32 protein-coding genes and 4 pseudogenes are annotated in these 22,732 nt (G+C 35.1%); 1 reads left to right on the forward strand and 35 read right to left on the reverse strand.

The features are described 5' to 3' along the window. Nucleotides 1–62 precede the first annotated feature (62 nt). From eno to rpsL, 35 genes and pseudogenes are all read right to left on the reverse strand, one after another. On the reverse strand, nucleotides 63–1,349 hold the full coding sequence (eno, locus tag RRF69_RS02840) for a phosphopyruvate hydratase (protein ID WP_316940471.1): 1,287 nt from the start codon (nucleotides 1,347–1,349) through the stop codon (nucleotides 63–65). Between the two features lie 143 nt (nucleotides 1,350–1,492). Beyond that, the gene (gene carA, locus RRF69_RS02845) at nucleotides 1,493–2,611 is read right to left on the reverse strand and encodes a glutamine-hydrolyzing carbamoyl-phosphate synthase small subunit (protein WP_316940472.1); all 1,119 of its coding nucleotides are present in this window, start codon (nucleotides 2,609–2,611) and stop codon (nucleotides 1,493–1,495) included. Between the two features lie 79 nt (nucleotides 2,612–2,690). Beyond that, nucleotides 2,691–3,374, reverse strand: a complete 684-nt coding sequence (locus RRF69_RS02850; protein ID WP_316940473.1) for a hypothetical protein — start codon at nucleotides 3,372–3,374, stop codon at nucleotides 2,691–2,693. An 89-nt stretch (nucleotides 3,375–3,463) separates the two neighbouring features. Beyond that, nucleotides 3,464–3,940, reverse strand: a complete 477-nt coding sequence (rplQ, locus tag RRF69_RS02855; protein WP_316940474.1) for a 50S ribosomal protein L17 — start codon at nucleotides 3,938–3,940, stop codon at nucleotides 3,464–3,466. Nucleotides 3,941–4,000: 60 nt separating this feature from the next. Beyond that, nucleotides 4,001–4,993, reverse strand: a complete 993-nt coding sequence (locus RRF69_RS02860) for a DNA-directed RNA polymerase subunit alpha (RefSeq protein ID WP_316940475.1) — start codon at nucleotides 4,991–4,993, stop codon at nucleotides 4,001–4,003. A gap of 94 nt (nucleotides 4,994–5,087) precedes the next feature. Next, nucleotides 5,088–5,693: a 30S ribosomal protein S4 gene (rpsD, locus tag RRF69_RS02865; protein WP_316940477.1), complete on the reverse strand. Its 606-nt coding sequence runs from the start codon at nucleotides 5,691–5,693 to the stop codon at nucleotides 5,088–5,090. An 83-nt stretch (nucleotides 5,694–5,776) separates the two neighbouring features. After that, the gene (gene rpsK, locus RRF69_RS02870; RefSeq protein ID WP_316940478.1) at nucleotides 5,777–6,160 is read right to left on the reverse strand and encodes a 30S ribosomal protein S11; all 384 of its coding nucleotides are present in this window, start codon (nucleotides 6,158–6,160) and stop codon (nucleotides 5,777–5,779) included. An 81-nt stretch (nucleotides 6,161–6,241) separates the two neighbouring features. Next, on the reverse strand, nucleotides 6,242–6,607 hold the full coding sequence (rpsM, locus tag RRF69_RS02875) for a 30S ribosomal protein S13 (RefSeq protein WP_316940479.1): 366 nt from the start codon (nucleotides 6,605–6,607) through the stop codon (nucleotides 6,242–6,244). After that, entirely contained in the window at nucleotides 6,607–6,723 is a 117-nt protein-coding gene (gene ykgO, locus RRF69_RS02880; RefSeq protein WP_004568720.1) for a type B 50S ribosomal protein L36, read from the reverse strand. Before ykgO ends, rpsM begins: the two co-directional genes overlap by 1 nt. Nucleotides 6,724–6,738: 15 nt before the next feature. After that, complete coding sequence (infA, locus tag RRF69_RS02885) at nucleotides 6,739–6,954, reverse strand: translation initiation factor IF-1 (RefSeq protein WP_129365759.1); 216 nt, start codon at nucleotides 6,952–6,954, stop codon at nucleotides 6,739–6,741. Next, nucleotides 6,955–8,283: a preprotein translocase subunit SecY gene (secY, locus tag RRF69_RS02890; protein ID WP_316940480.1), complete on the reverse strand. Its 1,329-nt coding sequence runs from the start codon at nucleotides 8,281–8,283 to the stop codon at nucleotides 6,955–6,957. A gap of 11 nt (nucleotides 8,284–8,294) precedes the next feature. Further along, nucleotides 8,295–8,744 carry a 50S ribosomal protein L15 gene (rplO, locus tag RRF69_RS02895; RefSeq protein WP_316940481.1) on the reverse strand — a complete coding sequence of 150 codons (450 nt, stop codon included), beginning with the start codon at nucleotides 8,742–8,744 and terminating at the stop codon, nucleotides 8,295–8,297. A 13-nt stretch (nucleotides 8,745–8,757) separates the two neighbouring features. After that, on the reverse strand, nucleotides 8,758–8,940 hold the full coding sequence (gene rpmD, locus RRF69_RS02900) for a 50S ribosomal protein L30 (RefSeq protein ID WP_316940482.1): 183 nt from the start codon (nucleotides 8,938–8,940) through the stop codon (nucleotides 8,758–8,760). Between the two features lie 11 nt (nucleotides 8,941–8,951). Continuing rightward, nucleotides 8,952–9,476, reverse strand: a complete 525-nt coding sequence (rpsE, locus tag RRF69_RS02905) for a 30S ribosomal protein S5 (protein ID WP_316941100.1) — start codon at nucleotides 9,474–9,476, stop codon at nucleotides 8,952–8,954. A 3-nt stretch (nucleotides 9,477–9,479) separates the two neighbouring features. Further along, entirely contained in the window at nucleotides 9,480–9,830 is a 351-nt protein-coding gene (gene rplR / locus RRF69_RS02910; RefSeq protein ID WP_316940483.1) for a 50S ribosomal protein L18, read from the reverse strand. Between the two features lie 11 nt (nucleotides 9,831–9,841). After that, complete coding sequence (rplF, locus tag RRF69_RS02915) at nucleotides 9,842–10,387, reverse strand: 50S ribosomal protein L6 (RefSeq protein WP_316940484.1); 546 nt, start codon at nucleotides 10,385–10,387, stop codon at nucleotides 9,842–9,844. Between the two features lie 10 nt (nucleotides 10,388–10,397). Further along, a complete protein-coding gene (gene rpsH, locus RRF69_RS02920; RefSeq protein WP_316940485.1) occupies nucleotides 10,398–10,796 on the reverse strand; it encodes a 30S ribosomal protein S8 in 399 nt (132 codons plus the stop codon). A gap of 164 nt (nucleotides 10,797–10,960) precedes the next feature. Further along, nucleotides 10,961–11,231 (reverse strand): annotated as a pseudogene (gene rpsN / locus RRF69_RS02925) (30S ribosomal protein S14). Nucleotides 11,232–11,234: 3 nt separating this feature from the next. Continuing rightward, nucleotides 11,235–11,786, reverse strand: a complete 552-nt coding sequence (rplE, locus tag RRF69_RS02930; protein ID WP_316940486.1) for a 50S ribosomal protein L5 — start codon at nucleotides 11,784–11,786, stop codon at nucleotides 11,235–11,237. 5 nt (nucleotides 11,787–11,791) lie between these two features. Continuing rightward, nucleotides 11,792–12,094: a 50S ribosomal protein L24 gene (gene rplX / locus RRF69_RS02935; protein WP_316940487.1), complete on the reverse strand. Its 303-nt coding sequence runs from the start codon at nucleotides 12,092–12,094 to the stop codon at nucleotides 11,792–11,794. Between the two features lie 13 nt (nucleotides 12,095–12,107). Further along, nucleotides 12,108–12,476, reverse strand: coding sequence for a 50S ribosomal protein L14 (rplN, locus tag RRF69_RS02940; protein ID WP_316940488.1), 369 nt, complete (start codon nucleotides 12,474–12,476; stop codon nucleotides 12,108–12,110). Between the two features lies 1 nt (nucleotide 12,477). Continuing rightward, on the reverse strand, nucleotides 12,478–12,735 hold the full coding sequence (rpsQ, locus tag RRF69_RS02945; protein WP_316940489.1) for a 30S ribosomal protein S17: 258 nt from the start codon (nucleotides 12,733–12,735) through the stop codon (nucleotides 12,478–12,480). A gap of 20 nt (nucleotides 12,736–12,755) precedes the next feature. Then, nucleotides 12,756–12,947, reverse strand: a complete 192-nt coding sequence (gene rpmC, locus RRF69_RS02950) for a 50S ribosomal protein L29 (RefSeq protein WP_316940490.1) — start codon at nucleotides 12,945–12,947, stop codon at nucleotides 12,756–12,758. A gap of 11 nt (nucleotides 12,948–12,958) precedes the next feature. Continuing rightward, a complete protein-coding gene (gene rplP, locus RRF69_RS02955; RefSeq protein ID WP_316940491.1) occupies nucleotides 12,959–13,390 on the reverse strand; it encodes a 50S ribosomal protein L16 in 432 nt (143 codons plus the stop codon). A 22-nt stretch (nucleotides 13,391–13,412) separates the two neighbouring features. Next, nucleotides 13,413–14,138, reverse strand: coding sequence for a 30S ribosomal protein S3 (rpsC, locus tag RRF69_RS02960; protein ID WP_316940492.1), 726 nt, complete (start codon nucleotides 14,136–14,138; stop codon nucleotides 13,413–13,415). Between the two features lie 11 nt (nucleotides 14,139–14,149). After that, nucleotides 14,150–14,554, reverse strand: coding sequence for a 50S ribosomal protein L22 (gene rplV, locus RRF69_RS02965; RefSeq protein WP_316940493.1), 405 nt, complete (start codon nucleotides 14,552–14,554; stop codon nucleotides 14,150–14,152). A 6-nt stretch (nucleotides 14,555–14,560) separates the two neighbouring features. Beyond that, entirely contained in the window at nucleotides 14,561–14,839 is a 279-nt protein-coding gene (rpsS, locus tag RRF69_RS02970; RefSeq protein WP_004568739.1) for a 30S ribosomal protein S19, read from the reverse strand. Nucleotides 14,840–14,842: 3 nt separating this feature from the next. Further along, nucleotides 14,843–15,668 (reverse strand): annotated as a pseudogene (gene rplB / locus RRF69_RS02975) (50S ribosomal protein L2). Nucleotides 15,669–15,680: 12 nt separating this feature from the next. Continuing rightward, nucleotides 15,681–15,971, reverse strand: coding sequence for a 50S ribosomal protein L23 (gene rplW, locus RRF69_RS02980; protein WP_316940494.1), 291 nt, complete (start codon nucleotides 15,969–15,971; stop codon nucleotides 15,681–15,683). A 5-nt stretch (nucleotides 15,972–15,976) separates the two neighbouring features. Beyond that, complete coding sequence (gene rplD / locus RRF69_RS02985; RefSeq protein WP_316940495.1) at nucleotides 15,977–16,606, reverse strand: 50S ribosomal protein L4; 630 nt, start codon at nucleotides 16,604–16,606, stop codon at nucleotides 15,977–15,979. Beyond that, nucleotides 16,606–17,223 carry a 50S ribosomal protein L3 gene (gene rplC / locus RRF69_RS02990; protein WP_316940496.1) on the reverse strand — a complete coding sequence of 206 codons (618 nt, stop codon included), beginning with the start codon at nucleotides 17,221–17,223 and terminating at the stop codon, nucleotides 16,606–16,608. The genes rplD and rplC overlap by 1 nt, the downstream gene beginning before the upstream one ends. Before the next feature lie 227 nt (nucleotides 17,224–17,450). Further along, nucleotides 17,451–17,756, reverse strand: coding sequence for a 30S ribosomal protein S10 (gene rpsJ / locus RRF69_RS02995; RefSeq protein WP_075342599.1), 306 nt, complete (start codon nucleotides 17,754–17,756; stop codon nucleotides 17,451–17,453). Nucleotides 17,757–17,774: 18 nt separating this feature from the next. Beyond that, nucleotides 17,775–19,893 (reverse strand): annotated as a pseudogene (fusA, locus tag RRF69_RS03000) (elongation factor G). 5 nt (nucleotides 19,894–19,898) lie between these two features. Beyond that, the gene (rpsG, locus tag RRF69_RS03005) at nucleotides 19,899–20,378 is read right to left on the reverse strand and encodes a 30S ribosomal protein S7 (protein ID WP_316940497.1); all 480 of its coding nucleotides are present in this window, start codon (nucleotides 20,376–20,378) and stop codon (nucleotides 19,899–19,901) included. A 29-nt stretch (nucleotides 20,379–20,407) separates the two neighbouring features. Continuing rightward, nucleotides 20,408–20,783 (reverse strand): annotated as a pseudogene (gene rpsL, locus RRF69_RS03010) (30S ribosomal protein S12). A 421-nt stretch (nucleotides 20,784–21,204) separates the two neighbouring features. On the opposite strand from rpsL, the gene RRF69_RS03015 reads away from it, so the two are divergent. Then, complete coding sequence (locus RRF69_RS03015) at nucleotides 21,205–22,629, forward strand: ShlB/FhaC/HecB family hemolysin secretion/activation protein (RefSeq protein WP_316940498.1); 1,425 nt, start codon at nucleotides 21,205–21,207, stop codon at nucleotides 22,627–22,629. Nucleotides 22,630–22,732: the final 103 nt, after the last annotated feature.

Genomic DNA, 22,732 nt, shown 5'->3' on the forward strand with positions numbered 1-22,732 from the left:
AGCACAAAAAAAGCCTCAAAAATAAATTTTTGAGGCTTTGCATTTTTGAAAATTCTTTTTAATTAAATTTTAAACGCTTTTTCTTTTGGAAAATAAGCAGTATCCCCTAATTGCTCTTCAATTCTAAGCAATTGGTTGTACTTCGCCATTCTGTCTGAACGAGAAGCAGAACCGGTCTTAATTTGACCACAATTCAATGCAACGGCTAAGTCAGCAATAGTATTGTCTTCTGTTTCACCAGAACGATGACTCATTACTGAAGTATATCCTGCATTTTTAGCCATATTTACAGCAGCTATTGTTTCTGTTAAGGTTCCAATTTGGTTTACTTTGATCAAAATTGAATTTGCAATTCCATTTTCAATTCCTCTTGATAAACGTTCTACGTTTGTCACAAATAAATCGTCTCCAACCAATTGTACTTTGTCACCAATTTTGTCGGTTAAGTATTTCCAACCTTCCCAATCGTTTTCATCCATTCCATCTTCAATAGAGATGATTGGATAATTGGCTGCTAGTTCAGCTAAGTAATCTGCTTGCTCTTCGCTTGTACGAATTTTTCCAGTTTCACCTTCAAACTTCGCATAGTTGTATTTTCCGTCAACATAAAATTCTGCTGCTGCACAATCTAAGGCAATCATAATATCGTCACCTAATGTATATCCTGCATTTTTAACTGCCAATGCAATCGTATCTAAAGCATCTTCTGTACCCTCTAGTGTGGGTGCAAAACCACCCTCATCTCCTACTGCTGTAGATAAGTTACGATCGTGTAATACTTTCTTTAAGTTGTGAAAGATTTCAGAACCCATTTGCATTGCCTGAGAAAAGGTTTCTGCTTTTACTGGCATCACCATAAATTCTTGAAAAGCAATAGGGGCATCAGAATGCGAACCTCCATTAATGATATTCATCATTGGTACTGGCAATGTATTAGCAGAAACTCCACCTACATAACGATATAAAGGCAATCCTAATTCGTTAGCAGCTGCTTTAGCCGCAGCCAAAGAAACTCCTAAAATAGCGTTTGCTCCTAGTTTTGATTTGTTAGGTGTTCCGTCTAAATCGATCATTAATTGATCAATTGTATTTTGTTCAAATACAGAAACTCCTAATAATTCTTGAGCAATAATTTGATTTACATTCTCAACAGCTTTTAAAACTCCTTTACCCATGTAGGCTTTTCCACCATCACGAAGCTCAACTGCTTCATGTTCTCCTGTTGATGCTCCAGAAGGAACAGCAGCTCTTCCCATAACACCATTCTCAGTAGTTACATCTACTTCTACGGTTGGGTTTCCTCTTGAATCAAATATTTGACGCGCGTGAATGTTAATTATAATACTCATAATGCTCTATTTTTATTTGTTTATTTATTGTATTCTTTTGAAGCTGCAATTTACTAAAAACCATTGTTTTTAGTGTCTCTTCGTAAAGATTCTTACGAAAACGATTTCACGAAGCCGACACAAACTTCAAAAAAAAATAGCAGTTAGGAAACTGCTATTTTACTCTCTTTAATATTTTCGATAAATTGATCGAACAAATATTCTGCATCATGTGGTCCAGGACTTGCTTCTGGATGATATTGAACAGAAAATACGTTCTTGTTTTTCATTCGAATTCCAGCTACCGTATGATCATTTAAATGTACATGGGTGATTTCAACATTTTCATGGGCTTCTGCTTCTGCTCTATTGATCGCAAAACCATGATTTTGAGAAGTGATTTCACCTTTTCCAGTGATTAAATTTTTGACTGGATGATTGATTCCTCGATGCCCATTGTGCATTTTGTAGGTAGAAATTCCGTTTGCCAATGCAATTACTTGGTGGCCAAGGCAGATTCCGAAGAGCGGAAGATCTCTTTTGATAATTTCTTTTGCAGCTTCTTGGGCTTCAATTAAAGGTTGGGGATCACTAGGACCATTAGATATAAAATATCCATCTGGATTAAAGGATGCCAATTCTTCGAAAGTAGCATTGTATGGAAACACTTTGATGTAAGCGCCTCTTTTTACAAAATTTCTTAAAATATTTTTTTTAATCCCGATATCCAAAGCAGCGATTTTGAATTCGGCATTTTCATCTCCAACAAAATAAGGCTCTTTTGTAGACACTTTAGAAGCCAATTCTAAGCCTTCCATATTAGGAGTTTCTAGCAATTGTTTTTTCAAAGCTTCGATATTGTCTACTTCGGTAGAAATGATTGCATTCATAGCTCCATGGTCTCTAATATAAGAAACCAAGGCCCTTGTATCTACATCTGAAATGGCTACTAATTGATGTTTTGTAAACCAATCGTTCAAGTTCCCATTAGAATCTACTCTTGAATGTGTAAAACTAAAATTTCTACAAATTAACCCAGAAATTTTGATTCCATCAGATTCAACTTCATGATCATTTACCCCGTAATTTCCAATATGTGCATTGGTCGCAACCATTAATTGCCCAAAATAAGAGGGATCAGTAAAAATTTCTTGATACCCAGTCATTCCTGTATTGAAACAAATTTCTCCTGTAACGGTACCCTGAACACCTACAGATTTGCCGTAAAAAATGGTTCCGTCTGCTAATAAAACTAGTGCTTTTTTTCTTGATTGATATTTCATTTATTGTAGTTGTGTTTGTTGTTGCAAAAATATAAAAAAAGGGATAAACGTTTAACGTTTCCCCCATTTTTATGTCTGCTTAAATTTGATTGTAATATTTAAATATTTCGGCGATATCGAGATCTTCCTTGATGGACAACCTGTGCTTCTTTATATATTTTTTGATTTGAGAAGCGTCCTTTCCAAATAGGGCTAAAAATGGCTTCTTTTTGAGTTCCAATTCTTGCATTCCTGCTTCTGAATTGATAAAATAGTTCACTTTTAAAACATACTTATCCTGCTTGTACGAATTTGTAAAAGGGTCTTTTGCACCTTTTTTAATTTTCTTTACACTTTGCTTTAAAATTTCTTTCCCTTTCCCAAAAGCAATCAATTCAAGATATGAATACTGATTGCCCTTTTTGTATAGTTTAAAAAACTGGTTATTGACTTTAACTTGTTTTAAAGAACGTGTATTAAAAACATATACGGAGTCTACAGAAATCTTTGTAACAAATCGATCGATCTTGGTATCGTAGTTCATATTTCGAACGGTATAACTCTTACCATCTCCAGAAAAAATGTTTGCGACATTGGTCCAAGTATCAAAAAGGTAGGGAGATCCCTTTACATTGCCAGAAGAATTAAAGCGCACCCACAATCCAGTACCCATACCTGTTAAATCACCAACAGTGGTGATACGTGTGTTTGTGTTTTGACTGTCATCTTGTGCATTTGTAAAGATAAAGACAAGGCTAAATAAAATAAAAAAGATTTTTTTCATGTTCATAGATTTTAAGTAAATATAAAAAAAAAGGGATAAACGTTAAACGCTTATCCCTTTATTATAAATTTAAAAAATTTTCATCTTTCTTATTCTTCAGATTTTTCTTCTGTTGCAGCTGGAGTTTCAACTTGTGGAGCATCGGCTTTTTTGCTTCTTCCTCTACGAGTTGTTTTCTTTGCTTGAGTTCCTTTAGGATTATAGATTTCGTTGTAATCTACGAATTCTACCATTGCCATAGGAGCATTGTCTCCCTGACGATTTCCTAACTTGATGATACGTAAATATCCTCCTGGTCTGTCTGCTACTTTCACAGAGATTTCTTTGAATAATTCTGTAACTGCAAATTTGTCACGTAAATAACTAAAAACAATACGTCTGTTATGAGTTGTATCTGATTTAGATTTGGTGATCAAAGGCTCTGCGAATAAACGCAATGCTTTTGCTTTTGCAATTGTAGTGTTGATACGCTTGTGCTCTATTAAAGAACAAGTCATATTGGCTAACATTGCTTTTCTATGCGCTGTTTTTCTTCCTAAATGGTTAAATTTCTTTCCGTGTCTCATGACGTTTGTTTTGTCCTTTCATCTTGCTCAACCCTTTTTGAGGAGCAAAAATATGAAAGATTAATCTTTATCTAATTTGTATTTGCTTAAGTCCATTCCGAAATTCAAACCTTTTACTATAACTAGTTCTTCTAGTTCTGTTAAAGATTTTTTACCGAAGTTACGGAACTTCATTAAGTCGCTTTTGTTAAAAGAAACTAAGTCTCCTAATGTATCTACTTCTGCAGCCTTTAAACAATTTAAAGCTCTAACAGAAAGATCCATGTCGATCAATCTTGTTTTCAATAACTGACGCATATGTAATGATTCTTCATCATAGGTTTCTGTTTGTGCAATTTCATCCGCCTCTAAAGTGATACGCTCATCAGAGAATAACATAAAGTGGTGGATTAATATTTTTGCAGCTTCAGTTAATGCGTCTTTAGGACTAATAGATCCATCAGTATCGATATCGAAAACTAATTTTTCATAATCCGTTTTTTGCTCAACACGAAAGTTTTCAATTCCATATTTTACATTCTTAATCGGAGTGTAAATAGAGTCTGTGAAAATAGTTCCTATTGGAGCTGATAACTTCTTGTTTTCTTCTGCGGGAACAAATCCTCTACCTTTTTCGATAGTGATTTCTGCATTTAATTTTACAGACTTGTCCATGTTACAGATTACTAAATCTGGATTCAATACTTGAAAACCAGAAATAAATTTTTGTAAATCACCAGCAGTTAATTGGTCTTGACCAGAAACTGCAATAGATACTGTTTCTCTGTCAGTTTCATCAATTTGCTTTTTAAAACGTACTTGTTTTAAATTTAAGATGATTTCTGTAACATCTTCAACAACTCCTTTAATTGTTGAAAATTCGTGTTCTACTTCATCTAAACGCAATGAAGTGATTGCAAAACCTTCTAAAGAAGATAATAATACTCTTCGAAGAGCATTTCCGACCGTTAGACCAAAACCTGGCTCTAAAGGTCTGAATTCAAATCTACCAGAAAAATCTGTAGATTCAATCATTATCACTTTATCGGGCTTTTGAAAATTTAAAATTGCCATATATCTTCGTTTTAATTGTTATTCAGTTGCGCGGTCTATACGTATGAAGAAGTACAAATAGACCCTTTGGCTGAATCTCAATAGGATTAAATTATTATTTAGAATATAATTCTACTATTAATTGCTCTTTTAGGTTTTCTGGAATTTGTAATCTTTCCGGTACTTTTACAAAAGTCCCTTCTTTCTTGTCTGCATTCCAAGTCAACCATTCGTATACAGTACTAGAAGAAGCCAATGCATCTTCGATTGCTACTAATGACTTTGATTTTTCTCTGACAGCAACTACATCTCCTTCTTTTAGGCTATAAGAGGGAATGTTAACTAGATCTCCGTTCACTGTAATATGTCTGTGAGAAACTAATTGACGTGCTCCACTTCTAGACTTAGAAATACCCATTCTATACACTACGTTATCTAAACGAGATTCACATAATTGTAATAAAATTTCACCGGTAATTCCTTGAGAAGCTGATGCTTGCTTGAACAAGTTACTGAATTGACGCTCTAAGATACCATAGGTATATTTAGCTTTTTGCTTCTCCATTAACTGGATTGCATATTCAGATTTTTTTCCTCTTCTCTTTGCATTTCCATGCTGTCCTGGAGGGTAATTTCTCTTTTCGAAGTTTTTATCATCTCCGAAGATTGCTTCGCCAAATTTACGAGCAATTTTAGTTTTTGGTCCTGTATATCTTGCCATTTCGTTGTTATTAAAGCAGGGATTATGAATTAAGGCTTTCTCCTTCGATAATCTAAAAATCCTACTTAGTTAAAAATATTTAATTATACTCTTCTTCTCTTCGGTGGACGACATCCATTATGAGGCATTGGTGTAACATCAATAATTTCAGTTACTTCAATTCCTGCATTATGCAATGATCTGATCGCAGATTCTCTACCATTACTAGGTCCTTTAACATACACTTTTACTTTACGTAAACCTGCTTCTTTTGCTACTACTGAGCAATCTTCTGCTGCCAATTGAGCTGCATAAGGAGTATTCTTTTTAGAACCTCTAAATCCCATCTTTCCTGCAGATGACCAAGAGATTACATCTCCTTTTTTGTTTGTTAAAGAAATAATGATGTTGTTGAAAGAGGCAGTTATGTGCGCTTCTCCAACAGATTCTACTATTACTTTACGTTTTTTTGAACTTGCTTTTGCCATAATTATTTAAGTTTTAGTAATGTAGTTTTCTACCATGTAGTCTTTACAACTAAGAGCAGATCTTGATTACTTTATCTAACTTTATTTTTTCTTGTTAGCTACAGTTTTTCTCTTACCTTTTCTAGTCCTAGAGTTGTTCTTCGTTCTCTGTCCTCTTAAAGGAAGACCGAGTCTATGACGAATCCCTCTTTGACATCCAATATCCATCAAACGTTTGATGTGTAATTGAACTTCCGAGCGCAATTCACCCTCGATGGTAAAAGATCCAACTTGTTCTCTAATTGCTGCGATTTGATCATCGGTCCAATCTTGAACTTTGATGCTTTCGTCAACTTTTGCCTTTGCTAGAACATTTTGTGCTCTGCTGCTTCCTATACCAAAGATGTAAGTTAATGCGATAACTCCTCTTTTGTTCTTTGGAATATCAATACCTGCTATTCTTGCCATTACCCTTGTCTTTGTTTAAATCTAGGATTTTGTTTATTAATCACATATAATCTACCTTTTCTGCGAACAATCTTGCAGTCGGCACTTCTCTTTTTTACTGATGCTCTAACTTTCATTAGTCTAAAATTTTATTAATATCTATAAGTAATTCTTGCCTTAGTCAAATCATAAGGACTCATTTCTAACTTTACCTTATCTCCTGGTAATAATTTGATGTAATGCATACGCATTTTACCAGAGATGTGTGCTGTAACAACGTGTCCGTTTTCTAATTCTACACGGAACATCGCATTTGACAATGCTTCTGTGATGGTTCCATCTTGTTGAATTGCTGATTGCTTCGCCATCTAATCGTTTAAAGATTTTCTGTTAGTATTTCCTGCCTTCATTAGACCGTCATAGTGACGATTCAATAAGTACGAGTTTATTTGTTGTAATGTATCAATCGCAACACCAACCATAATGATTAATGAGGTACCTCCATAAAACATAGCCCAACTTTGCTGTACTCCGAATTGAACTACAACAGCTGGTAGAATGGATAGAGCGGCTAAGAATAACGATCCTGGGAACGTAATTCTAGACAATACACTATCTAATCGGTCAGCAGTATCTTTTCCAGGTCGAATACCAGGAATAAAACCACCACTTCTTTTTAAGCCTTGTGCCATCTCGTCTGTACGAACAGTAATGGCAGTATAGAAGTAACTAAAGACAATGATCAATACTGCAAAAATTACATTGTATTGCCATCCAAAGTTATCCTGTAACTGTGCAATTGATGGATATTTTTGAGCCAATGCAACTGGTAAAAACATAATTGCTTGTGCAAAAATGATTGGCATTACACCTGCAGCATTTAGTTTCAAAGGAATATAATCTCTTGAACCTGCAACATTTTGAACATTTCCAGCAACAGTTCTTCTTGCATATTGAACGGCTATCTTACGAACAGCAGTTACCAATAGAACAGTCAAAAGAATGACAACAAACCAGACAATAATTTCTATTAAAACCATCATGATCCCTCCTGCTCCAGCGTTTGTTGTTTTAGCAACAAACTCTTGTAAAAATGCAGCTGGGAAGTTTGCTATAATACCGACTGTAATTAATAATGAAATTCCATTACCAACTCCTTTGTCTGTAATACGCTCACCTAACCACATTGCAAAAATTGTTCCTGCAGTCAAAATCACAATTGAGGATACCCAAAATATAGGACCACTTACTAAAAATGCTTCGGGTCCTAAACCAAATTGGGTTTTAATAGCAGTAATATAGGTTGGTGCCTGAACTAAAGTAATCGCAATCGTTAACCATCTTGTAATTTGAGTAATCTTTTTGCGTCCACTTTCTCCATCTTTTTGAAGTTTTTGTAAATACGGAATTGCAATCCCCATTAACTGTACTACAATCGAAGCAGAAATGTAAGGCATAATTCCAAGGGCCATTACAGAGGCTCTTGCAAATGCTCCTCCTGTGAATGCATTTAATAGTCCTAAAAGTCCACCTCCAGCAGCACTCTCTTTTAACGCAGTTAACTGTAATGGATCTATTCCCGGTAAAGGAACAGCAGCCATAAATCTGTAAACAGCAATTAAACCGATCGTTAGAAGAATCTTATTCTTTAATTCTTCTATACTGAAAATGTCTTTTAATGTCTTTGTAAAACTCATAATAACTTTTCTTATAAAGTTACCGCTTCTCCTCCAGCAGCTTCGATAGCGGCTTTTGCAGATGCAGTGAACTTATGTACTGTTATGTTTAATTTAGCTTTTAACTCTCCATTCCCTAAAATCTTAACGAGGTCATTTTTATCGGCTAATCTAAGAGCGATAAGGATGTCTAAATTAATTGTATCAGTAATTTTCCCACTATCAACAAGAGCCTGTAACGTATCTATGTTGATTCCTTGATATTCCTTACGATTAATGTTTGTAAAACCAAACTTAGGAACACGTCTTTGAAGTGGCATTTGACCACCTTCAAATCCAATTTTTCTAGAATATCCAGAACGAGATTTTTGACCGTTATGACCTTTAGTGGCAGTACCACCTTTTCCAGATCCTTCACCTCTTGCAATTCTTTTTCCTTTTTTAATGGAACCTTCTGCTGGTGTTAAATTATGTAAACTCATTTGTCTATTTGTCTTATTTAATTTCTTCGAAAGAAACTAAGTGTTTAATTGTATTTACCATACCAATAATAGAAGGAGTTGCCTCGTGTTCTACTGTCTGGTTCATTTTACGTAAACCTAATGCTTCTAGAGTTCTTTTTTGACTCTGAAGACGCCCGATTTGACTTTTTACTTGTGTAACTTTTATTCTTGCCATCGTTCTTAGATTTATCCGTTAAATACTGTTTCTAAAGAGATTCCTCTTTGCTTTGCAATATCTGAAGCACTACGCAATTGCAATAATGCATTGAATGTTGCTTTTACAGCATTGTGGGGGTTAGAAGAACCTTGAGATTTTGATAATACATCATGTACTCCAACCGATTCTAATACCGCACGTACTGCACCACCAGCAATAACTCCTGTACCAGGAGAAGCAGGCTTGATAAATACTTTCGCACCACCAAACTTACCTTTTTGCTCATGAGGAAGCGTACCTTCTAAAATAGGAATTCTAATTAAGTTTTTCTTAGCATCTTCAATTGCTTTCGCAATAGCAGAAGCTACATCTTTAGATTTTCCTAATCCGTGACCAACAACACCGTTACCATCACCAACAACAACGATTGCAGAGAATCCAAATGCTCTACCCCCCTTTGTTACTTTGGTAACACGTTGTACACCTACTAACTTATCTACAAGCTCTAACCCACTTGGCTTAACTCTTTCTACGTTTTTATAACCTTGCATAATATCTTAAAATTTTAAACCCGCTTCTCTTGCAGCGTCTGCTAGTACTTTAACTCTACCGTGATATAAATATCCGTTTCTGTCAAAAGCTACAGTATCTATTCCTGCTTTCGTTGCCAGTTCTGCAATCGCTTTCCCTACTGCATTTGCTGCATCAGTTTTAGACGTTGCTTTAATGTCTTTATCTCTTGATGAAACGCCAGCTATTGTTACTCCGTTTACATCGTCTACTAATTGAGCATAAATTTCTTTGTTGCTTCTATACACAGATAATCTTGGTTTAGTTGCGGTTCCAGAAATAATTTTTCTGATTCTATGCTTAATTCTAGTTCTTCTTTCAAGCTTTGATAATGCCATAATATATATAATTATGCAGATTTACCTGCTTTTCTTCTTAATATTTCTCCTACAAATCTAACTCCTTTTCCTTTGTAAGGCTCTGGTGCTCTGAAAGAACGAATCTTTGCAGCGATCTGACCTACTAATTGCTTATCAAAAGAAGTTAATTTAATAATTGGGTCTTTTCCTTTTTCTGATATCGTTTCTAATTGAACTTCTGGAGCCAATTCTAAAATGATATTGTGTGAAAAACCTAATGCTAAGTCTAATTTTTGACCTTGATTTGAAGCTCTGTAACCTACACCAACTAATTGTAATTCTTTGGTCCAACCTTTACTTACGCCTTCAATCATGTTATTGATCAATGCTCTCATTAAGCCATGTTGTGCTTTATGATTTTTAGACTCTGATGCTCTATCTAGAACGATAAGATCATTTTCTATTTCAATTGTAATCCCTTCAGAGATGCTTTGAGTTAATTCTCCTAACTTCCCTTTTACGGTTACAATATTGTCTGCTATGTTTACATTTACACCTTGTGGAATGCTAACGGGATTTTTTCCTATTCTACTCATTTCTTTAGGTTTAGTAAACGTAACATAAAACTTCTCCTCCAACATTTTCTTGTCTTGCTTTTTTGTTTGTCATTACACCTTTCGATGTAGAAACAATAGCAATTCCAAGACCGTTTAATACTCTTGGCATCTCTGTAGAGCCAACGTATTTACGCAAACCAGGTGTACTGATTCTTTGGATTTTTCTAATTACTGACTCTTTTGTGTCTTTGCTATATTTTAAAGCAATCTTGATGGTTCCCTGAACTTTATCGTCATTGAACTGGTAGCTTAAAATATACCCTTGTTGAAACAAAATTTTAGTCATTTCCTTCTTCAAGTTTGAAGCTGGAATTTCAACTACTCTGTGCCCTGCTGCGATTGCATTTCTAACTCTCGTTAGAAAATCCGCGATTGGATCTGTATACATATTTATTAAAAATTGCGATTCCGGTTTTCAAACATCTCTATTGCTGCTACAGATTGCTCTGTGATACTTGAACCTATAATCCGTTAAAATTCATTTTACTCAAAAAAATAGAGCGTGCAAATATACACATTCTATTTTTTATATTGAGGTTTATTACTTTAATCTTACCAACTTGCTTTTCGCACACCTTAGGATCAAGCCTTGGTTGGCCATTTCACGAAAAGTAACACGTGAAAGTCCAAACTGACGCATATACCCTTTTGGTCTACCTGTAAGCTTACATCTGTTGTGCATTCTTATTGGAGAAGCATTTTTTGGTAATTTTTGTAAGCCTTCAAAATCTCCAGCAGCTTTCAGTGCTTTTCTTTTCTCTGCATACTTCGCAACTGTTGCTGCTCTTTTACGCTCACGCGCTTTCATTGATTCTTTAGCCATCTCTTAATTCTTTTTAAATGGTAAACCTAATTCAGTCAATAATGATTTAGCTTCTTTATCAGTGTTTGCAGATGTTACAAAAGTAATATCCATTCCATTGATTTTCTTTACTTGATCAATATTGATTTCAGGGTAAATGATTTGTTCTGTAATTCCTAAGTTGTAATTACCTCTTCCGTCAAAACCGCTTGCTTTGATACCGTTAAAGTCTCTTACACGAGGTAATGATGCAGTAACTAATCTGTCTAAAAATTCGTACATTTTGTCTCCACGTAAAGTAACTTTGACACCAATTGGCATCCCTTTACGCAATTTGAATGCTGCAACATCTTTTTTAGACATGGTTGCGATTGCTTTTTGACCCGTAATTCTAGTAACTTCGTCAATAGCATAATCTATTAGCTTTTTGTCTGCGATTGCAGCACCTACACCTTTAGACACAACAATTTTCTCCAATTTAGGCACCTGCATTACATTGCTGTAACTAAATTCTTCTTTAAGAGCATTTACTATTTTGCTCTTATATTCTGCTTTTAATCTTGGTACGTAACTCATGATTATTATTTTTTAGTTTTTTTAGAGATTCTTGTTTTTGTATCTCCATCAACCTTAAAGCCAACTCTTACAGCAACACCATCTTCTACTAATAGAACATTAGAAATGTGTAATGAAGCTTCTTTTTTTACGATTCCTCCTTGTGGATTCTGTGCACTAGGCTTGGTATGTTTTGACACCAAGTTAACACCCTCTACAAGAACTCTATCCTTATCTTTTAAGATTTGTAAAACTTTCCCTTCCGAACCTTTATGATCACCTGCAATAACTCTTACAGTATCTCCTGATTTTAATTTAAACTTCTTCATCTTGTCTTCTTGTTTAAAGCACTTCAGGTGCTAATGATACGATTTTCATGAATTGTTTCTCACGAAGTTCACGGGCAACAGGACCAAATACACGTGTTCCTCTCATCTCCTCTGTTGGATTTAAAAGTACACAAGCGTTGTCATCAAATCTGATGTATGAACCGTCTTTACGTCTTACTTCTTTTTTTGTTCTTACAACAACTGCTCTAGATACTTGACCTTTCTTTACAGTTCCGTTTGGAGTTGCCGATTTTATAGTTACCACAATCTTGTCGCCAATGCTTGCGTAACGTTTTCTAGTTCCTCCTAAGACTCTAATAACTAAAACTTCTTTTGCTCCAGTATTATCTGCTACTTTTAATCTTGATTCTGTCTGTAACATATTATTTAGCTCTTTCTAGGATTTCTACTAATCTCCAACGTTTCGATTTACTCATAGGTTTTGTTTCCATAATCCTAACAGTATCTCCTTCGTTGCAATCGTTCTTTTCGTCGTGTGCAACGTACTTCTTAGTCTTTAATACGAACTTTCCGTACATCGGGTGTTTTACTCTTTTCACTTCTGACACAACAATAGATTTCTCCATTTTGCTGCTAGAAACAACACCAATTCTCTCTTTTCTAAGATTTCTTTTTTCCATCTTTAAAACTGACTATAGAATTATTGTAATTCTCTTTTTGTTAATTCTGTTGCAATTCTTGCGACAGTTCTTCTTAGGCCTCTTAACTGTAATGGGTTTTCCATTGGTGTTATGGCATGAGCCATCTTAAGATCGCTATAATTCTTTTGAATCGCTCCAAGCTTATCGTTAAGATCTGCTGTTGCCAATTCTTTTATTTCTGATTGTTTCATATTATTTAGAATTAAGCGTTAATATCAAAATCTCGTGCGATCACAAACTTTGTTCTTACTGGAAGTTTTTGTGCTGCTAAACGCAATGCTTCTTTGGCTACGTTCAGTGGTACACCACCAACTTCAAACAAAATTCTACCTGGCTTTATCACTGCAACGAAATGGTCTGGAGCTCCCTTTCCTTTACCCATACGAACCTCTAAAGGTTTCTTTGTAATAGGCTTGTCTGGAAAGATTTTGATCCATAATTGACCTTCTCTTTTCATGTGACGAGTTGCCGCAATACGAGCCGCTTCTATTTGACGTGAGGTTAATAAGTTTTGATCTACTGATTTGATTCCAAACATTCCATTAGAAAGTTGGTTTCCTCTACCAGAAATACCATTCATATTTCCTTTCGCCTTCTGTACCTTACGGTATTTTACTCTTTTTGGCTGTAACATTTTTAATTTCTAATTTTAAAAATTATTTTCTTTTACGAGGTTGTGGACGTTTAGATCGATCACCTGGGCCTTTAGATCCAGATTGTTTCTTAGACAATCCAACTAAAGGAGATAATTCTCTCTTTCCATATACCTCACCTTTCATAATCCATACTTTAATACCTAATCTTCCGTATGTAGTATGAGCTTCTACAAGTGCATAATCAATGTCTGCTCTAAAAGTAGAAAGAGGAATTCTACCTTCTTTAAAATGTTCTGAACGTGCCATCTCCGCACCATTTAAACGTCCTGAAATCTGAATTTTAATTCCTTCAGCATTCATTCGCATTGTTGCTTGGATTGCCATTTTAATAGCTCTCTTGTATGAAATTCTATTTTCAATTTGACGTGCAACACTAGCTGCTACTAACTTCGCATCTAATTCTGGACGTTTGATCTCAAAAATATTAATTTGAACTTCTTTCCCTGTAATTTTCTTAAGTTCTTCTTTTAACTTGTCTACCTCTTGACCTCCTTTACCAATAATGATACCTGGACGTGCAGTGGTGATAGTAACGGTTACAAGTTTTAAAGTTCGCTCAATAATTACTCTTGATACACTTGCCTTAAATAATCGAGCATTTACATACTTTCTTATTTTGTCATCTTCAGCAATTTTATCTCCGTAGTCATTTCCACCGTACCAGTTAGATTCCCAACCTCTGATGATTCCTAAACGATTTCCTATTGGATTAGTTTTTTGTCCCATTTCTACTTTGATTAATTGCTTTTATTTTTACTACCTAACTCTAAAGTAACGTGATTAGAACGCTTACGAATTCTATGTGCACGCCCTTGTGGAGCGGGTCTTAACCTTTTTAACATTCCTGCGCTATCTACACAAATAGATTTCACAAACAATCCTGCTTCTTCGATACTTGCATCTTCATTTTTAGCTTGCCAGTTTGCAATTGCAGACAATAACAATTTTTCTAAATTGATCGATGCTTCTTTCGGGCTGAATTTTAAGATTTGTAAAGCTTTTTCAACTTCAACACCTCTTACTTGATCTGCTACTAAACGCATTTTTCTTGGTGATGTAGGGCAGTTAGTAAGCTTAGCGAAAGCTTTGTGCTTTCGAGCTTCTTTTAACTGATCTGCCATATTTTTTTTACGAACTCCCATAGCCTACTATTTTTTACCTTTATTTTTTGCACCTGCATGTCCTCTAAAAGAACGTGTTGGTGAAAATTCGCCTAACTTATGACCTACCATGTTTTCTGTTACAAACACAGGTACGAACTGACGTCCGTTATGAACTGCGATTGTTTGCCCTACGAAATCAGGAGTTATCATACTTGCTCTAGACCAAGTTTTGATAACTGTTTTACTTCCTGCTTCAACGTTAGCTAAAACTTTTTTCTCTAATTTATAGTGAACGAAAGGTCCTTTTTTTAATGATCTTGCCATAACTTATTTCTTTCTACGTTCTATAATGTATTTGTTACTTGCTTTTTTCTTAGATCTTGTCTTGAATCCTTTAGCAGGGATTCCATTTCTCGATCTTGGATGTCCACCAGAAGCGCGTCCTTCTCCACCTCCCATTGGGTGATCGACAGGGTTCATTCTTACAGCGTTAACTCTTGGTCTTCTACCCAACCATCTTCTTCTACCTGCTTTACCAGATACAATTAATTGATGATCAGAATTTGAAACAACTCCAATAGTAGCATTACAAGTTAATAAAACAAGTCGGGTTTCACCAGAAGGTAACTTTACAGTCGCATACTTACCATCTCTTGCCATTAATTGAGCAAAAGATCCCGCTGAACGTGCCATAACAGCACCTTGTCCTAGGTGTAATTCTATACAAGAAATTGTAGTTCCTAAAGGAATCTCACTTAGTAACATGGTATTTCCAACTTCTGGAGCAACCTTAGTTCCTGATATGATTGTTTGACCTACTTGTAAACCGTTTTGTGCAATTACATAACGTTTTTCTCCATCAGCATAACTTAATAGGGCAATAAATGCCGTACGATTTGGATCGTACTCTATTGTTTTTACTGTTGCAGGGATATTGAATTTATCTCTTTTAAAATCGATAATTCGATATTTTTGTTTATGACCACCTCCTATATTACGAGTTGTCATTCTTCCCTGATTGTTTCGACCTCCAGATCTTTTTTTCGGAGCAAGTAAACTTTTCTCCGGCTTATCAGTTGTTATGGCGTCGAACCCATTTACAACTCTAAAACGCTGACCTTAGTGTTATTGGTTTTAATTTTCTAACTGACATGTTTGTCTTTTCTTAAAGATTGTTATAAAAATCAATACTTTCTCCCTCTGCTAATTGCACGATGGCTTTTTTGTATCCGCTCTTAATACCAGTTACTAAACCTTTTTTAGTAAATTTCGTATTTCTTTGAATAGGATAGTTTAAAGTTTTCACGCTTGAAATAGTAACTCCGTATGCAGCTTCTACCGCACCTTTAATTTCTATTTTATTAGCTTTTTTATCTACAACAAATGTATAACGATTGAATACCTCGCTATCTTTAGTTGCTTTTTCCGTAATAATAGGTTTTATTAGAATACTCATATCTATTATTTGCTAAAATTTGACTCAATTGTTTCTAAAGAACTTTCCATAAATACAACTTTTCCTGCATTTAAAATGCCGTAAGTGCTTAAATCTGAACCACTTACAACCTTTGTTCTCTCTAAATTTCGTGATGACAAATATACATTATTATTTGACCCAGACAACACAAACAAAGACTTTTTGTTTTCTAACCCTAAAGCTTTCAATACATTAACAAAATTCTTAGTTTTTGGTGTATCAAACTCGAAGTCTTCAACTACAACTAAATTATTTTCTTTTGCTTGTGTACTTAATGCCGATTTACGAGCCAAACGCTTTAAATTTTTGTTAAGTTTGAAAGAGTAATCTCTTGGTCTTGGTCCGAACATGCGTCCTCCACCTCTAAAAACACCAGACTTGATAGAACCTGCTCTTGCAGTACCAGTTCCTTTTTGTTTTTTAATTTTTCTTGTACTTCCAGAAATCTCAGCTCTCTCTTTCGATTTGTGAGTTCCTTGTCTTTTGTTGGCCAAATGCTGCTTTACATCTAAGTAGATCGCGTGATTATTTGGCTCTATTTCGAATACATCGCTAGAAAGTTCAACTTTTCTACCGGTATCTTTTCCTGTAATATCTAAAACTGCTACTTTCATTATTTCTGAATAGTTACGTAAGCATTTTTGTGTCCAGGAACTGCTCCTTTAACAACAAGTAAGTTCTTTTCAGCAACTACTTTTAATACTTTTAGATTTTGTACTTTAACTGTATCTCCTCCCATTCTACCTGCCATGCGCATTCCTTTGAATACTCTTGCAGGATAAGATGCTGCACCAATTGATCCTGGCGCTCTTAAACGGTTGTGTTGTCCGTGTGTTGCTTGACCAACTCCACCAAATCCATGACGTTTTACAACCCCTTGGAAACCTTTTCCTTTTGAAGTACCCGATACATCAACAAATTCACCTTCTTCAAAAAGTGATACTGAAATCGAATCTCCTAATTGATACTGATCTTCAAATCCTTGAAATTCAATGACTTTTCTTTTAGCACTTGAACCCGCTTTTTTAAAGTGGCCATCTAAAGCTTTATTAGAGCTTTTTGCTTTTTTGTCATCGAAACCAAGTTGTAACGCATTGTATCCGTCTACCTCTTCGGTTCTGACTTGGGTGACAACGCAAGGACCTGCTTCGATTACTGTACAAGGAATGTTCTTCCCGTTTTCGTCGAATAAGCTGGTCATTCCAATTTTTCTACCTATTAACCCAGACATTTAATTAAAATTTAAGACGTTAGATTTTTTATCCAGCGCGTCTATATTAGTACTTATTTGTTTGAAACTATTGTTTCCTTTTCGTCCTATGAAATTTCATCAAAAAAAAACAGCGTAAAAACATTTCAACGCTGAAGATGTTTTTACCGTTTTTCCCTTGCGAAACGCTTAGGACATGTAAATTAGAGATGCTTCTATAAAAGAAACATCTCTAAACTTTTTGATACTTATACTTTGATCTCAACTTCAACTCCACTCGGCAACTCTAATTTCATTAGGGCATCAATAGTCTTCGATGAAGAACTATAAATGTCTAACAATCTTTTGTAAGCAGATAATTGAAATTGCTCTCTTGATTTTTTGTTTACGTGTGGTGAACGCAATACAGTAAAAATCTTTTTATGTGTTGGCAAAGGTATTGGTCCGTTTACTACAGCACCAGTACTTTTTACCGTCTTTACGATTTTTTCAGCAGATTTATCTACTAAGTTATAATCATAAGACTTTAATTTAATTCTAATTTTTTGACTCATCTTAATTCTTTTTGTAGATTAACCTTTAGATTTTGCAATAACTTCTTCAGATACATTTGAAGGAGTTTCTGTGTAGTGAGAGAATTCCATAGTAGAGGTTGCTCTACCAGAAGACATTGTTCTTAAAGCAGTCACATATCCAAACATTTCAGATAAGGGAACCAATGCTTTTACAACTTTAGATCCAGCACGATCACTCATATCGTTTACTTGACCTCTTCTTCTATTTAAATCTCCTACAATATCTCCCATGTTTTCTTCAGGAGTGAGAACCTCTAATTTCATCAATGGCTCCATGATCTTCGCTTTTGCAGATTTTGCAGAAGCCTTATAGCCCATTTTTGCTGCCAATTCAAAAGACAAAGCATCCGAATCCACTGCGTGGAAAGAACCGTCTCTTAAAGTAACTTTCATTGAATCCATTTCATATCCTGCTAGAGGACCATTCTTCATTGCTTCTCTAAATCCTTTCTCTACAGAAGGTACAAATTCTCTAGGAACGTTACCACCTTTAATCACTGATTCAAATTGCAAACCATGAACACCTTCATCTGCAGGTCCAATTGTAAATACAATATCTGCAAATTTACCACGTCCACCAGATTGTTTCTTATAAACTTCTCTATGTTCTGCTTCGGCTGTAATTGCTTCTTTATATTCTACTTGTGGTTGCCCTTGATTTACTTCAACTTTAAACTCACGTTTTAAACGGTCTACAATTACATCCAAGTGCAATTCACCCATTCCGGAAATGATTGTCTGTCCTGAAGCTTCGTCCGTACGTACTGTAAAAGTAGGATCTTCCTCGGCTAACTTACCAAGACCAATACCTAGTCTATCTACATCTGCTTTTGTCTTCGGTTCAACTGCAATCCCGATTACTGGATCTGGAAAGTCCATAGATTCTAAAACTATCGGGTGCTTTTCAGCAGATAACGTATCTCCTGTTTTGATAGATTTAAATCCAACAGCGGCACCAATATCTCCAGCTTCGATAAAATCAATTGCATTTTGCTTGTTTGCGTGCATCTGGTAAATTCGTGAAATACGTTCCTTTTTTCCTGAACGATTGTTCAAGACATAAGATCCCGCATCTAAACGACCAGAATAGGCTCTAAAAAATGCCAAACGTCCTACGAAAGGATCGGTTGCAATTTTAAAAGCTAAAGCAGCAAAAGGCTCTTCAACACTTGGCTTACGAAGTTCTTCTTCACCAGTATCTGGATTGGTTCCAACAATTCCTTCCTTGTCCATTGGAGAAGGTAAGTAACGACATACAGCATCTAAAAGAAACTGAACCCCTTTGTTTTTGAACGCAGATCCACAGATCATTGGAATGATAGACATATCCATAACAGCAGCTCTCAATGCAGCGTGCACCTCATCTTCTGTTATAGAGTCTTCATCCTCCATGTATTTTTCTAACAAATTTTCATCATATGCAGCAACTTCTTCAATCAGTTTGCCACGAAGCATTTTTGCTTCTTCTTTCAGGTTTTCAGGAATATCAACAACATCAAATGTTGAACCCATTCCTTCTTCATGCCATACAATAGCTCTATTCTTAACTAGATCTACAATACCTTTAAAGTTCTCTTCATCACCAATGTTTAAAACAATTGGCACTGCATTAGAACCTAACATTTCTTTTACTTGATTACAAACCATCATAAAATCAGATCCTTGACGATCCATTTTATTGACAAAACCAATTCTTGGCACTTTGTAATTGTCCGCAAGTCTCCAGTTTGTTTCTGATTGTGGCTCTACACCATCAACCGCAGAAAACAAAAACACCAACCCATCAAGAACACGTAATGATCTGTTTACCTCTACAGTAAAATCTACGTGACCCGGTGTGTCAATAATGTTAAAGTGGTAGTCTTTTGTTTCAGGAAGAACTTGTGCATTTTCTTTTGGAAATTGCTAAGGTACAAGTTGTAGCAGCAGAAGTAATTGTAATTCCTCTTTCTTGCTCTTGCTCCATCCAATCCATTGTAGCAGCACCATCGTGAACTTCACCAATCTTGTGAGAAACTCCAGTGTAGTACAATACACGCTCTGTTGTTGTAGTTTTACCTGCATCAATATGAGCTGCAATTCCAATATTTCTTGTGTATTTTAAATCTCTAGCCATTTCTATTAAAATCTAAAGTGAGAGAATGCTTTGTTTGCTTCTGCCATTTTGTGAGTATCAGTACGCTTTTTAACAGCAGCACCTTCTTCTTTAGCGGCAGCTAAGATTTCAGCAGCCAATCTCTGAGCCATTGTTTTTTCATTACGCTTTCTAGCATAAAGAATCATCCATTTGATAGCCATAGATACTTTACGATCTGGTCTAATTTGCATTGGAATTTGGAATGTTGCTCCACCAACACGACGAGATCTTACTTCAACGTGAGGCATAACATGCGACAAACCTTCTTTCCACACTTCTAAAGATGATCTTTCTTCATCTTCTCCTTTTTTCTGTTCTACGATGTCTAGTGCATCATAAAATACTTTGAACGCTACAGACTTTTTACCTGCCCACATTAAGTTGTTCACAAAACGTGTTGCTAATTGATCATTAAACTTTGGATCCGGTAAAAGGACTCTTTTTTTCGCTCTTCTTTTCCTCATGTCTTTACATTAAAAAAGTTAATTAATAATTACTTCTTTGGGCGTTTTGCTCCATACTTTGATCGTCTTTGGGTTCTACCCTCAACTCCCGCTGTATCTAATGCACCACGTACTACGTGATACTTAACTCCTTAGCAAATCCTTTACCCTTCCACCTCTAACTAATACTATCGAGTGCTCTTGTAAGTTATGTCCTTCTCCTAGGATGTAAGCGTTTATCTCATTACCATTTGTCAATCTAACTCTTGCTACTTTACGCATCGCTGAATTAGGTTTCTTTGGTGTTGTAGTATAAACACGTGTACATACTCCACGTCTTTGAGGACAAGACGACAAAGCAGCCGATTTACTCTTCTTAGTTATTTTGGTTCTTCCTTTACGAACTAATTGTTGAATAGTTGGCATACTAAATAATTCCTGTTTTCGTTTATATTAAACTTTTCTCTTATTTTCTAAGAGTGCGCAAATGTACGACTAATTTCTATTTATACAAATATCAGGGAGTTATTTTTTTAAAATGATCCATTTCCAAATCATATTCTCTCATTTTAATTTACTTTTGAATCACTTTTTATACCTAATTTTGAAAAACAGCACTCCTTATTATTTCCTTGCCTTTTGTTTTTTGTTTTTGTTGAACGAAATTCATTCCCAAAAACTGGAATTAAAAATCGAAACTTCTTCCCAAAAAAACAATTCAATCATTAACAACATAAACTATCAAAAAACGCATCAAGACTCGACAAGTTTACAACAGGAAATACATCGAGTTGAATACCGTTTAAAAAATAGAGGCTATTATAGTTTACTCCTTCAAAAAATTGACATGAAAAAGGACACTACTATTGTCCAATTTTCTTTGGGCGAACGAATTCAAACAGTTTCTATGACAATCGATTCAGCTCAGCTCAAGTTTTTACAAAAATTCAAGCCCGAAAACGGAACCCTCAAGCTTCCTTCAGAAAATTTAGCTGCTACTTTAGAAGAGATTTCAAATGAACTAGAACAAAAAGGATATTCGTTTGCTGAAGTGTCCTTATATAACACAAAAATTAAAGACTGTATTTTATATGCAAATTTACAAATCCTACCCGCATCAAAAAGAACTATTCAAAGGGTGGTTGTTAAAGGCTATGAAAAGTTCCCCAACTCATATATCAAACATTTTCTAAAAATCAATGAACAAACCCACTTCCAGAAAGCAACCATTCAGGAAGTTTCAAAAAAAATAGCAGCACTTTCATTTGTTACGGAAACAAAACCCCCAGAAACTTTATTTAAAAAAGATTCTACCCTTCTATACCTCTACCTAAAAAAGAAACAAAACAGTAGTTTTGACGGGTTGGTCAATTTTAATTCTAACGAATCAGGTAAAGTTGAATTTCAAGGATACCTAGACATACAAATGCATTCTATTTTTAATAAGGGAGAAGAATTGTCGTTACTATGGAATCGATTCGATGAAGATCGACAGGAATTGAAGATAAAAACAACAGTTCCCTTTCTATTAAACTCTCCGATTAGTAGCCGTTTAGAATTCTCCTTGTACAAACAAGACAGCACGTTTTTGACCACAAGCTTTAAAACCGATTTCAGCGTGTATCTCAATGAAAGACTTCAATGGGGAATCAATTATGAATCAAACGCTTCTCAAACAACACAAACAAACATCAGTACTAAAAATACAGCGGACTTTTCTAGTCAATTTGTTGGTCTTTTGATGAACTATAGAATCCCACTCAATGATGTATTTTCAACTCAAAAAGTCAATTTAAGTATCAATCCTCAATTTGGACAAAGAACCTCCAATTCGACCACTTCCAATCAATTTAAAATTGACTTCTTTTCTTCCTATCTTTATGAAATCAACCAACGAAATCGTTTTTATTTGGCAAACAGTACAGGATATCTGAACTCAAACAGATTCCTAACCAATGAATTGTATCGAATTGGTGGAGTAAAATCGATTCGCGGTTTTAACGAACAAAGTCTTTTCGCCTCTAAATACTCTTTTTTCACCTTAGAATATCATTTTTTAACTACTCCTACATCTTTTGTCTATATGTTAACAGATTTCGGTAAATTCAAAAATTTAATCGCTACCAATACCATACACGGAATTGGCACTGGATATCAATTCATTGTTAGCAATTTACGAGTGAATATAAGTTACTCTACGGGAAAAATCAACAATCAATCCATTGACATTAAAGGTTCTAAAATTATTTTAAACCTATCTACTTTTTTCTAAAATCATCATACCTTTATATTGTTAAAATGTTAAAGTTTAACACAATTTAACATAAATATTTTGTCAGTAACTGTATGTTTACTACATTTGATAAACATAATTC

Source organism: Polaribacter sp. HL-MS24 (assembly GCF_032758595.1).
Lineage (GTDB): Bacteria > Bacteroidota > Bacteroidia > Flavobacteriales > Flavobacteriaceae > Polaribacter.

What these genes read in the sequence shown, in the direction of transcription:
- eno (WP_316940471.1), bottom strand. Translation starts at nt 1,349, where the DNA reads ATGAGTATTATAATTAACATTCACGCGCGTCAAATATTTGATTCAAGA.
- carA (WP_316940472.1), bottom strand. Translation starts at nt 2,611, where the DNA reads ATGAAATATCAATCAAGAAAAAAAGCACTAGTTTTATTAGCAGACGGA.
- RRF69_RS02850 (WP_316940473.1), bottom strand. Translation starts at nt 3,374, where the DNA reads ATGAAAAAAATCTTTTTTATTTTATTTAGCCTTGTCTTTATCTTTACA.
- rplQ (WP_316940474.1), bottom strand. Translation starts at nt 3,940, where the DNA reads ATGAGACACGGAAAGAAATTTAACCATTTAGGAAGAAAAACAGCGCAT.
- RRF69_RS02860 (WP_316940475.1), bottom strand. Translation starts at nt 4,993, where the DNA reads ATGGCAATTTTAAATTTTCAAAAGCCCGATAAAGTGATAATGATTGAA.
- rpsD (WP_316940477.1), bottom strand. Translation starts at nt 5,693, where the DNA reads ATGGCAAGATATACAGGACCAAAAACTAAAATTGCTCGTAAATTTGGC.
- rpsK (WP_316940478.1), bottom strand. Translation starts at nt 6,160, where the DNA reads ATGGCAAAAGCAAGTTCAAAAAAACGTAAAGTAATAGTAGAATCTGTT.
- rpsM (WP_316940479.1), bottom strand. Translation starts at nt 6,607, where the DNA reads ATGGCAAGAATAGCAGGTATTGATATTCCAAAGAACAAAAGAGGAGTT.
- ykgO (WP_004568720.1), bottom strand. Translation starts at nt 6,723, where the DNA reads ATGAAAGTTAGAGCATCAGTAAAAAAGAGAAGTGCCGACTGCAAGATT.
- infA (WP_129365759.1), bottom strand. Translation starts at nt 6,954, where the DNA reads ATGGCGAAGCAATCAGCAATTCAACAAGATGGAACCATCACAGAAGCA.
- secY (WP_316940480.1), bottom strand. Translation starts at nt 8,283, where the DNA reads ATGAGTTTTACAAAGACATTAAAAGACATTTTCAGTATAGAAGAATTA.
- rplO (WP_316940481.1), bottom strand. Translation starts at nt 8,744, where the DNA reads ATGAGTTTACATAATTTAACACCAGCAGAAGGTTCCATTAAAAAAGGA.
- rpmD (WP_316940482.1), bottom strand. Translation starts at nt 8,940, where the DNA reads ATGGCAAGAATAAAAGTTACACAAGTAAAAAGTCAAATCGGGCGTCTT.
- rplR (WP_316940483.1), bottom strand. Translation starts at nt 9,830, where the DNA reads ATGGCATTATCAAAGCTTGAAAGAAGAACTAGAATTAAGCATAGAATC.
- rplF (WP_316940484.1), bottom strand. Translation starts at nt 10,387, where the DNA reads ATGAGTAGAATAGGAAAAAATCCCGTTAGCATTCCACAAGGTGTAAAT.
- rpsH (WP_316940485.1), bottom strand. Translation starts at nt 10,796, where the DNA reads ATGTATACAGATCCAATCGCGGATTTTCTAACGAGAGTTAGAAATGCA.
- rplE (WP_316940486.1), bottom strand. Translation starts at nt 11,786, where the DNA reads ATGAGTTACGTACCAAGATTAAAAGCAGAATATAAGAGCAAAATAGTA.
- rplX (WP_316940487.1), bottom strand. Translation starts at nt 12,094, where the DNA reads ATGAAGAAGTTTAAATTAAAATCAGGAGATACTGTAAGAGTTATTGCA.
- rplN (WP_316940488.1), bottom strand. Translation starts at nt 12,476, where the DNA reads ATGTTACAGACAGAATCAAGATTAAAAGTAGCAGATAATACTGGAGCA.
- rpsQ (WP_316940489.1), bottom strand. Translation starts at nt 12,735, where the DNA reads ATGGAAAAAAGAAATCTTAGAAAAGAGAGAATTGGTGTTGTTTCTAGC.
- rpmC (WP_316940490.1), bottom strand. Translation starts at nt 12,947, where the DNA reads ATGAAACAATCAGAAATAAAAGAATTGGCAACAGCAGATCTTAACGAT.
- rplP (WP_316940491.1), bottom strand. Translation starts at nt 13,390, where the DNA reads ATGTTACAGCCAAAAAGAGTAAAATACCGTAAGGTACAGAAGGCGAAA.
- rpsC (WP_316940492.1), bottom strand. Translation starts at nt 14,138, where the DNA reads ATGGGACAAAAAACTAATCCAATAGGAAATCGTTTAGGAATCATCAGA.
- rplV (WP_316940493.1), bottom strand. Translation starts at nt 14,554, where the DNA reads ATGGGAGTTCGTAAAAAAAATATGGCAGATCAGTTAAAAGAAGCTCGA.
- rpsS (WP_004568739.1), bottom strand. Translation starts at nt 14,839, where the DNA reads ATGGCAAGATCATTAAAAAAAGGACCTTTCGTTCACTATAAATTAGAG.
- rplW (WP_316940494.1), bottom strand. Translation starts at nt 15,971, where the DNA reads ATGAGTATTCTAATAAAACCTATTATTACGGAAAAAGCAACTAAAGAT.
- rplD (WP_316940495.1), bottom strand. Translation starts at nt 16,606, where the DNA reads ATGAAAGTAGCAGTTTTAGATATTACAGGAAAAGATACCGGTAGAAAA.
- rplC (WP_316940496.1), bottom strand. Translation starts at nt 17,223, where the DNA reads ATGTCTGGGTTAATAGGTAGAAAAATTGGAATGACCAGCTTATTCGAC.
- rpsJ (WP_075342599.1), bottom strand. Translation starts at nt 17,756, where the DNA reads ATGAGTCAAAAAATTAGAATTAAATTAAAGTCTTATGATTATAACTTA.
- rpsG (WP_316940497.1), bottom strand. Translation starts at nt 20,378, where the DNA reads ATGAGGAAAAGAAGAGCGAAAAAAAGAGTCCTTTTACCGGATCCAAAG.
- RRF69_RS03015 (WP_316940498.1), top strand. Translation starts at nt 21,205, where the DNA reads ATGAAAAAGGACACTACTATTGTCCAATTTTCTTTGGGCGAACGAATT.